We start from the raw sequence: 7,356 nt of genomic DNA on the forward strand, positions 1-7,356 counted from the left end.
CCGCCGGCGGCACCCGTGCTGCCGGTGCCCGCGGTGCTGCCCGATCCGCGCGACCGCAGCGGCGCGCGGGCCCTGTTCATCGAGCTCCGGGCGCTGCCCGACGGCTCGGTGGAGAAGGCGGAGCTGCGCAACCGGCTCGTACGGATGCACCTGCCGCTGGTCGAGCACCTCGCCCGGCGGTTCCGCAACCGCGGTGAGCCGCTGGACGACCTGACCCAGGTCGCCACCATCGGCCTGATCAAGTCGGTGGACCGGTTCGACCCGGACCGCGGGGTCGAGTTCTCCACCTACGCGACGCCGACGGTGGTCGGCGAGATCAAGCGGCACTTCCGCGACAAGGGCTGGGCCGTGCGCGTGCCCCGGCGCCTTCAGGAACTGCGGCTCTCGCTGACCACCGCCACGGCCGAGCTGTCCCAGCAGCACGGCCGCTCCCCCACGGTGCACGAGCTCGCGGAACGGCTCGGGATCTCCGAGGAGGAGGTGCTGGAGGGGCTGGAATCGGCCAATGCCTACAGCACGCTCTCCCTGGACGTGCCCGACACCGACGACGAATCCCCGGCGGTGGCGGACACCCTGGGCGCGGAGGACGAGGCGCTGGAAGGCGTCGAGTACCGCGAGTCGCTCAAGCCGCTCCTGGAGGGACTGCCCCCGCGGGAGAAGCGGATCCTGCTGCTGCGGTTCTTCGGCAACATGACCCAGTCGCAGATCGCGCAGGAGGTCGGCATCTCCCAGATGCACGTCTCGCGCCTGCTGGCCCGCACCCTGGCCCAGCTGCGCGAGAAGCTCCTCGTCGAGGAGTAGGCGAGGACGGTACGGACCGTCCCCGGGGCTATCGGGTCTGCTCGCCGGGCCCGATTCCCAGCGCCACGGTCGCCGTCGGGTTCACCAGCAGGGCCACGACGGCCACCGCGGCCACGGCCAGCGCCACGGCGGCGGCGATCATCGCCCCGCCCGTGGAGTACAGCGTCCACGCCACCGGCAGCGCCATCAGCTGGGTGATCAGCGCCGGCCCGCGGCTCCAGCGGCGGCCCAGCCGCAGCCCGCGCGCGGCGATCAGCGGCAGCGCGGCGAGCGCGAACAAGGTGATCCCGCCGGTCTCGGCCTGCTGCGGGGAATCGGGGTCGCCGGCGATGCCCACGAACAGCATGTAGACACCGAGGCCGGCCAGCGCGAGGCCCTCCAGGGCGGTCAGCACGGCAGCTGCGGTGAGCCGCCGGGGCAGCGGGGCGGTCGGCTGGGCCGGGGCGGGGGTGGGCTTCGTACTCACCCCAGCAGGGTAGCCGCGCTGCCGCGGGCCCGGAGGGGACGGGCAGTATGGGCGGCGTCCGAACGGGTCGGTAGGCTGGCGTTCATGCGTGCACTTCTCGTGGCCAATCCAGCAGCAACGACCACCAGTGCGCGCACGCGCGACGTCCTGACCCACGCCCTGGCCAGCGAAATGAAGCTGGAAGCGGTGACCACCGAGTACCGCGGGCACGCCCGGGACCTGGGCCGCCGGGCGGCCGAACACGGAATCGACCTCGTCGTGGCGCTCGGCGGCGACGGCACGGTCAACGAAGTGGTCAACGGACTCCTGCACGACGGGCCGGATCCGGATCACCTGCCCCGGCTGGCGGTGGTCCCCGGCGGGTCGACCAATGTGTTCGCCCGCGCGCTCGGACTGCCCAACGACGCGGTCGAGGCGACCGGCGCCCTGCTGGACGCGCGGCGGGAGCAGCGCGAGCGGACGGTGGGCCTGGGCCTGGCGGCCGGCACCCCGGGCACGGAGGACGAGTCGGCTCCGGCGCGCTGGTTCACGTTCTGCGCCGGCTTCGGTTTCGACGCGGGCGTCGTGGGCCGGGTGGAGCAGCAGCGCGAGCGCGGCAAGCGTTCGACGCACGCCCTGTACGTACGGCAGCTGGTGCGCACCTTCTGGGAGGAGCCGAACCGGCGCCACGGCACGGTGACGCTGGAGCGCCCCGGCGCGGATCCCGTCACGGACCTGGTGCTGTCGATAGTCTGCAACACCTCGCCGTGGACGTATCTGGGCAATCGTCCGCTTTACGCCTCCCCGGAGGCCTCGTTCGATACCGCACTTGACGTATTGGCGCTCAATCGTTTGTCAACTCCGGCGGTCGCGCGGTACGCGACACAGCTCCTGACCTCGACTCCTGAACGCGGTCCGCACGGCAAGCACGCGGTGTCTCTGCACGATCTGACCGACTTCACCTTGCATTCGAAGGTTCCGCTTCCGTTCCAGATGGACGGAGACCACCTCGGTCTGCGCACCAGCGTTCGGTTCACAGGCGTACGCCGTGCACTGCGTGTGATTGTGTGAGTGGAAGGGCCCAAAGTCCTTTCACTCGAACGTTTACACGCCGGTCCACCCTCACGATGTAGGGCTGTGACCTAGTAGACACCGACGAATCAAAAAAAACTTTCCGGAAGGGGTTGTATCCCCGTCCGAGGTTTGCGAATCTCTTCATGGCGATCGGGACAGCCCGCAGAACCCGGCACCCACACAGACCGCCAGAACCCCTCCACGAGTCCCTGACTGAACCTTCCAGGAAACTGGGCGGTCGCCCTTCCCTCACGGGGGGATTCGTGAAAGCGTTCACATTCACAAGCAACCTGCCCGCAATACAAGGAGATGGAGCAGCCATGGACTGGCGTCACAACGCCGTTTGCCGCGAGGAAGACCCGGAACTCTTCTTCCCCATCGGCAACACCGGTCCTGCGCTGCTGCAGATCGAGGAAGCCAAGGCCGTCTGCCGCCGCTGCCCCGTCATGGAGCAGTGCCTGCAGTGGGCGCTCGAGTCCGGCCAGGACTCCGGCGTCTGGGGCGGTCTCAGCGAGGACGAGCGCCGCGCGATGAAGCGCCGCGCCGCTCGCAATCGGGCGCGCAACGCGACCGCCTGACATCGACTTTCGAGCCTCGAGCCGCAGCGCGTAGCAACACCAGACAAGCGCTCAGCAACGTGCTCTTGAGCCCCGGACCGAGAACTTTCGGTCCGGGGCTCAGTGCTGTCCGGGGTGCGACCGGGATCCGGGCCCCGGATCCCGGATCCATTCCGTCACACTGCGTGACTACTTCTGCGGGCTGGCCGGGATGTCGAGGACGACCTTGGTGCCGCGCGGCTCGGCCCGGAGCATGTCGAACGTGCCGCCGAGCTCTCCCTCGACCAGGGTCCGGACGATCTGGAGGCCGAGGTTCCCGGCCCGCTGCGGGTCGAAGCCCTCGGGCAGACCGCAGCCGTCGTCGAGCACCGTGATCAGCAGCCGGCCGTCCGCACGGCCGGAGCCGGTGCGGATCGCGGACACCTCGACCCGGCCGCCCTCCCCCTGGGTGAAGGCGTGCTCCAGGGCGTTCTGGAGGATCTCCGTCAGCACCATCGACAGCGGAGTGGCGACCTCCGCGTCCAGGATCCCGAACCGTCCGGTACGCCGGCACTCCACCTTGCCGGGCGAGATCTCCGCGACCATCGCGATCACCCGGTCGGCGATCTCGTCGAACTCGACGCGCTCGTCGAGGTTCTGAGAGAGCGTCTCGTGCACGATCGCGATCGAACCGACGCGGCGCACGGCCTCGTTGAGGGCCTCGCGGCCGCCTTCGGAATCCATCCGGCGGGCCTGCAGCCGCAGCAGTGCGGCCACGGTCTGGAGGTTGTTCTTCACCCGGTGGTGGATCTCCCGGATGGTCGCGTCCTTGGTGATCAATTCGCGTTCGCGACGGCGCAGTTCCGTGACGTCCCGGCACAGGACGAGGGAGCCGATCCGGACGCCCTTGGGCTTGAGCGGGATCGCGCGCAGCTGGATGACCCCGCCGTTGCCCTCGACCTCGGTCTCGCGCGGGGCCCAGCCGCTGGCGAGCTTGACGATCGCCTCGTCCACCGGGCCGCGCGTGGGGGCGAGTTCGGCGGTGGTGGTGCCCAGGTGCTGGCCGACGAGGTCGGCGGCGAGGCCGAGCCGGTGGTAGGCGGAGAGGGCGTTCGGGGACGCGTACGTGACCACGCCGTCGGCGTCGAGCCGCATCAGGCCGTCCCCGGCGCGCGGGGAGGCGTCCATGTCGACCTGCTGGCCGGGGAACGGGAAGGAGCCGGCCGCGATCATCTGGGCCAGGTCGGAGGCGGACTGGAGGTAGGTGAGCTCCAGCCGGCTGGGTGTACGCACAGTGAGCAGATTGGTGTTGCGCGCGATCACGCCCAGCACCCGGCCCTCGCGGCGCACCGGGATGGACTCGACGCGGACGGGCACCTCCTCGCGCCACTCCGGGTCGCCCTCGCGCACGATCCGGCCCTCGTCGAGCGCGGCGTCGAGCAGCGGGCGCCGGCCGCGCGGCACCAAGTGGCCGACCATGTCGTCCTGGTACGAGGTGGGTCCGGTGTTGGGGCGCATCTGTGCGACCGAGACGTACCGGGTGCCGTCGAGGGTGGGCACCCACAGCACGAGGTCGGCGAAGGAGAGGTCGGAGAGCAGCTGCCACTCCGAGACCAGCAGGTGGAGCCACTCCAGGTCGGTTTCACTGAGAGCGGTGTGCTGGCGTACGAGGTCGTTCATGGAGGGCACGGGCCGAGCGTACCCCGGGTATGGGCCATGACTTTCCCCACGGCGACTACTCAGGAGTATCCAGGAGGGGCCCGGTCCGCGTACTGTTGGAGGAAGTGACGGGATGGCAGAGCCCGTCATTGGATGGACAGAACAGATTGGTCTAGTCCACAATTGAGTGATACTTCCGCCCTCCCCGCACAGGAGGACGGATCGAGGTAAGCCGCGCGCTCTGCCCTGACCGCGCAGGCACCTCCCACCGGCCGACGGGAACCGCACACCTGTCGGCCGTAAGTACTCCGGGCTACGGTGCCGGACGGGTTGAGGGTCCCGTCCCGGCACCGTGGCCCAGAGGAATTCTCACGAGGCGGAATTTCCCGGCCAGGCTCCCATCGCGAGCTCCGCAACCGCTTCCAGTTCTTCCCGGCCCGCCCCGTCGCGCGACTGCTGGGACATCCCCACCAGGACCGCCAGCGCGTAGCGGGCCAGCGCCCGGGCGTCCGTGCCGGCGGGCAGCACGCCGGCGGCGACGTCCGCCAGGATCCGGCGCTCGAACAGCTCCAGGCTGGCCTCGCGGCGCGCGCGCAGCGCCCGGGCCACCTCGTCCGAGGTGGTGTTGACGGCCGCGCTGATCACCAGGCAGCCCGGCGGGTGGGCCGGGTCGGTGTAGATCTCGGCCGCCTCGCGCAGGACGCGGCGCAGGCCGGCCCCGGCGGTGGGCTCCTCGGCCAGGGCCACGCCCGCGAAGTCCGCGTACCGGCCGCCGTAGACCGCCACGACCTCGTCGAACAGCTTGCGCTTGTCGCCGAAGGCGGCGTACAGGCTGGGCGCGCCGATGCCGAGGGACGCGGTCAGATCGGAGATCGAGGTCGCCTCGTAGCCGCGCTCCCAGAAGGCGAGCATCGCCTTGTCGAGGGCGGCGTCGCGGTCGAAGGAGCGGGGCCTGCCCCGCTGTCCGGTCACCATGCACACATTCTATAGCGGGCGCTACGGAATCTGGTACGGTCCCTTTCTATAGCGACCACTAGCAAATGCTGAAGGGGGGCGCGTCATGGGCGTGCTCAAGGGGAAGACGGCACTGGTCACGGGCGGCGGCCGGGGCATCGGGCGGGCGGTGTCCGAGCGGCTCGCCCGCGACGGGGCACTGGTCGCCGTGCACTACGGGCGCAACGAGACGGCGGCGAAGGAGACGGTCGCGGCGATCGGGGCGGCCGGGGGCAGGGCGTTCGCGATCGGGGCCGAGCTCGGGGTTCCGGGCGACGCGCAGGCGCTGTGGGCGGCGTACGAGGCCCACCCGCTGCACACCGGCACGGTCGACGTCCTGGTGAACAACGCGGGCGCCGCCACGTTCGCCGGCCTCGCGGACACCGACGAGGAGACGTACGACCGGGTCCACGCGCTCAACGCGAAGGCTCCGTTCTTCGTGATCAAGCACGGACTGGCGCGGCTGCCGGACGGGGGCCGGATCGTGAACGTCACCGGCACCCCGGACATCGCCCTCCCGGCGATCCTGGCCACCATCACCGCCAAGGGCGCAGTGAACGCCCTGACCCGGTCCCTGGCCGCCGAACTGGCCCCGCGCGGGATCACCGTGAACTCGGTGGGCCCGGGCATCACCGACACCGACCTCAACGCGGCCTGGCTGGCGGACCCGGCGGCGCGGGCGCACGCCTCCTCCCGGTCCGTCTTCGGCCGGGTGGGCACGGCCGAGGAGGTCGCCGACGTGGTGGCCTTCCTGGCCTCGGCGGACTCGCGCTGGGTGACGGGCCAGCACCTGGACGCGACGGGCGGCCTGCAGCTGTCCCTGCTGTGAGCCGCGCCCGCCGGCGGGCCCGCCCGGTCCGACCGGACCCCGGTGCACGACGGGGGTGTGCGCCGGGGTGCGCGAGGGGACACCGGGAAGCCGCCGGCGGGCATCCGGACCACGATGGAAGGGGGCGCAAGACCGGCCGCGGAGGGCCCCGCCTCTGCTAGATTGGTCTATACCACCCTACCGCCCCACTCCAGATCGGCAGGCCCCGCGTGGAAGTTGTCATCGTCCCGGACGCCAAGGCAGGCGGCGAACTCATCGCGGAGGCCATGGCCGCCCTGGTCCGCCGCAAGCCCGACGCCCTGCTCGGCGTGGCGACCGGCTCTACCCCGCTGCCCGTCTACGAGGCCCTGGCCGCCAAGGTCAAGGCCGGCGAGGTCGACGCCGGCCGCGCCCGCATCTGCCAGCTCGACGAGTACGTCGGCCTGCCGGCCGGCCACCCCGAGTCCTACCGCGCCGTCGTGCTCCGCGAGGTCGTCGAACCGCTCGGCCTGTCCGAGGCCTCCTTCATGGGCCCCGACGGCTCCGCCGACGACCTCGTCGCGGCGTGCGAGGCGTACGACCGCGCCCTCGCGGAGGCCGGCGGCGTGGACCTCCAGCTGCTCGGCATCGGCACCGACGGGCACATCGGCTTCAACGAGCCCTGCTCCTCGCTCGCGTCGCGCACCCGGATCAAGACGCTGACCGAACAGACCCGCGTCGACAACGCACGCTTCTTCGACGACGACATGGACCAGGTCCCGCACCACGTCATCACCCAGGGCATCGGCACCATCCTCGACGCCCGCCACCTGGTCCTGCTCGCCACCGGCGAGGGCAAGGCCGAGGCCGTCGCCCAGACCGTCGAGGGCCCGCTGTCCGCGCTGGTCCCGGCCTCCGCGCTGCAGCTGCACCGGCACGCGACGGTCGTCGTGGACGAGGCCGCCGCATCCAAGCTGAAGCTGGCCGGCTACTTCCGCCACACCTACGCCAACAAGCCCGCGTGGCAGGGACTTTAGGGGGTGTCCGGCGGGTCAGGATCG

Annotated in this window: 8 protein-coding genes; 5 read left to right on the forward strand and 3 right to left on the reverse strand. The window is 71.2% G+C overall.

The window, feature by feature from the left end:
* Positions 1-801, forward strand: an 801-nt coding sequence (locus ACFXA3_RS29315; RefSeq protein WP_385191546.1) for an RNA polymerase sigma factor SigF, incomplete at its 5' end; no start/stop codon positions are given.
* A 28-nt stretch (positions 802-829) separates the two neighbouring features.
* Here the strand turns inward: ACFXA3_RS29315 and ACFXA3_RS29320 are convergent.
* Positions 830-1,267: a hypothetical protein gene (locus ACFXA3_RS29320; RefSeq protein ID WP_385191548.1), complete on the reverse strand. Its 438-nt coding sequence runs from the start codon at positions 1,265-1,267 to the stop codon at positions 830-832.
* 84 nt (positions 1,268-1,351) lie between these two features.
* On the opposite strand from ACFXA3_RS29320, the gene ACFXA3_RS29325 reads away from it, so the two are divergent.
* A complete protein-coding gene (locus tag ACFXA3_RS29325; protein WP_385191550.1) occupies positions 1,352-2,317 on the forward strand; it encodes a diacylglycerol/lipid kinase family protein in 966 nt (321 codons plus the stop codon).
* 323 nt (positions 2,318-2,640) lie between these two features.
* Positions 2,641-2,898 (forward strand): WhiB family transcriptional regulator, encoded by a 258-nt coding sequence (locus ACFXA3_RS29330; protein ID WP_004937597.1) that lies wholly within the window; start codon positions 2,641-2,643, stop codon positions 2,896-2,898.
* A 168-nt stretch (positions 2,899-3,066) separates the two neighbouring features.
* Here ACFXA3_RS29330 and ACFXA3_RS29335 read toward each other — a convergent pair whose 3' ends face one another.
* Together ACFXA3_RS29335 and ACFXA3_RS29340 are read right to left on the reverse strand one after the other, a co-directional pair.
* Positions 3,067-4,536, reverse strand: a complete 1,470-nt coding sequence (locus ACFXA3_RS29335; RefSeq protein WP_385191556.1) for a sensor histidine kinase — start codon at positions 4,534-4,536, stop codon at positions 3,067-3,069.
* 348 nt (positions 4,537-4,884) lie between these two features.
* The gene (locus tag ACFXA3_RS29340) at positions 4,885-5,490 is read right to left on the reverse strand and encodes a TetR/AcrR family transcriptional regulator (protein ID WP_385191552.1); all 606 of its coding nucleotides are present in this window, start codon (positions 5,488-5,490) and stop codon (positions 4,885-4,887) included.
* Positions 5,491-5,575: 85 nt separating this feature from the next.
* Here ACFXA3_RS29340 and ACFXA3_RS29345 point away from each other — a divergent pair, with 85 nt between their 5' ends.
* Both ACFXA3_RS29345 and nagB read left to right on the forward strand, forming a co-directional pair.
* Complete coding sequence (locus tag ACFXA3_RS29345; RefSeq protein ID WP_385191554.1) at positions 5,576-6,337, forward strand: SDR family NAD(P)-dependent oxidoreductase; 762 nt, start codon at positions 5,576-5,578, stop codon at positions 6,335-6,337.
* A gap of 209 nt (positions 6,338-6,546) precedes the next feature.
* Positions 6,547-7,332, forward strand: a complete 786-nt coding sequence (nagB, locus tag ACFXA3_RS29350) for a glucosamine-6-phosphate deaminase (RefSeq protein WP_385191555.1) — start codon at positions 6,547-6,549, stop codon at positions 7,330-7,332.
* Positions 7,333-7,356 lie beyond the last annotated feature (24 nt).

It is taken from the genome of Streptomyces sp. NPDC059456 (genome assembly GCF_042750055.1).
GTDB lineage: Bacteria > Actinomycetota > Actinomycetes > Streptomycetales > Streptomycetaceae > Streptomyces.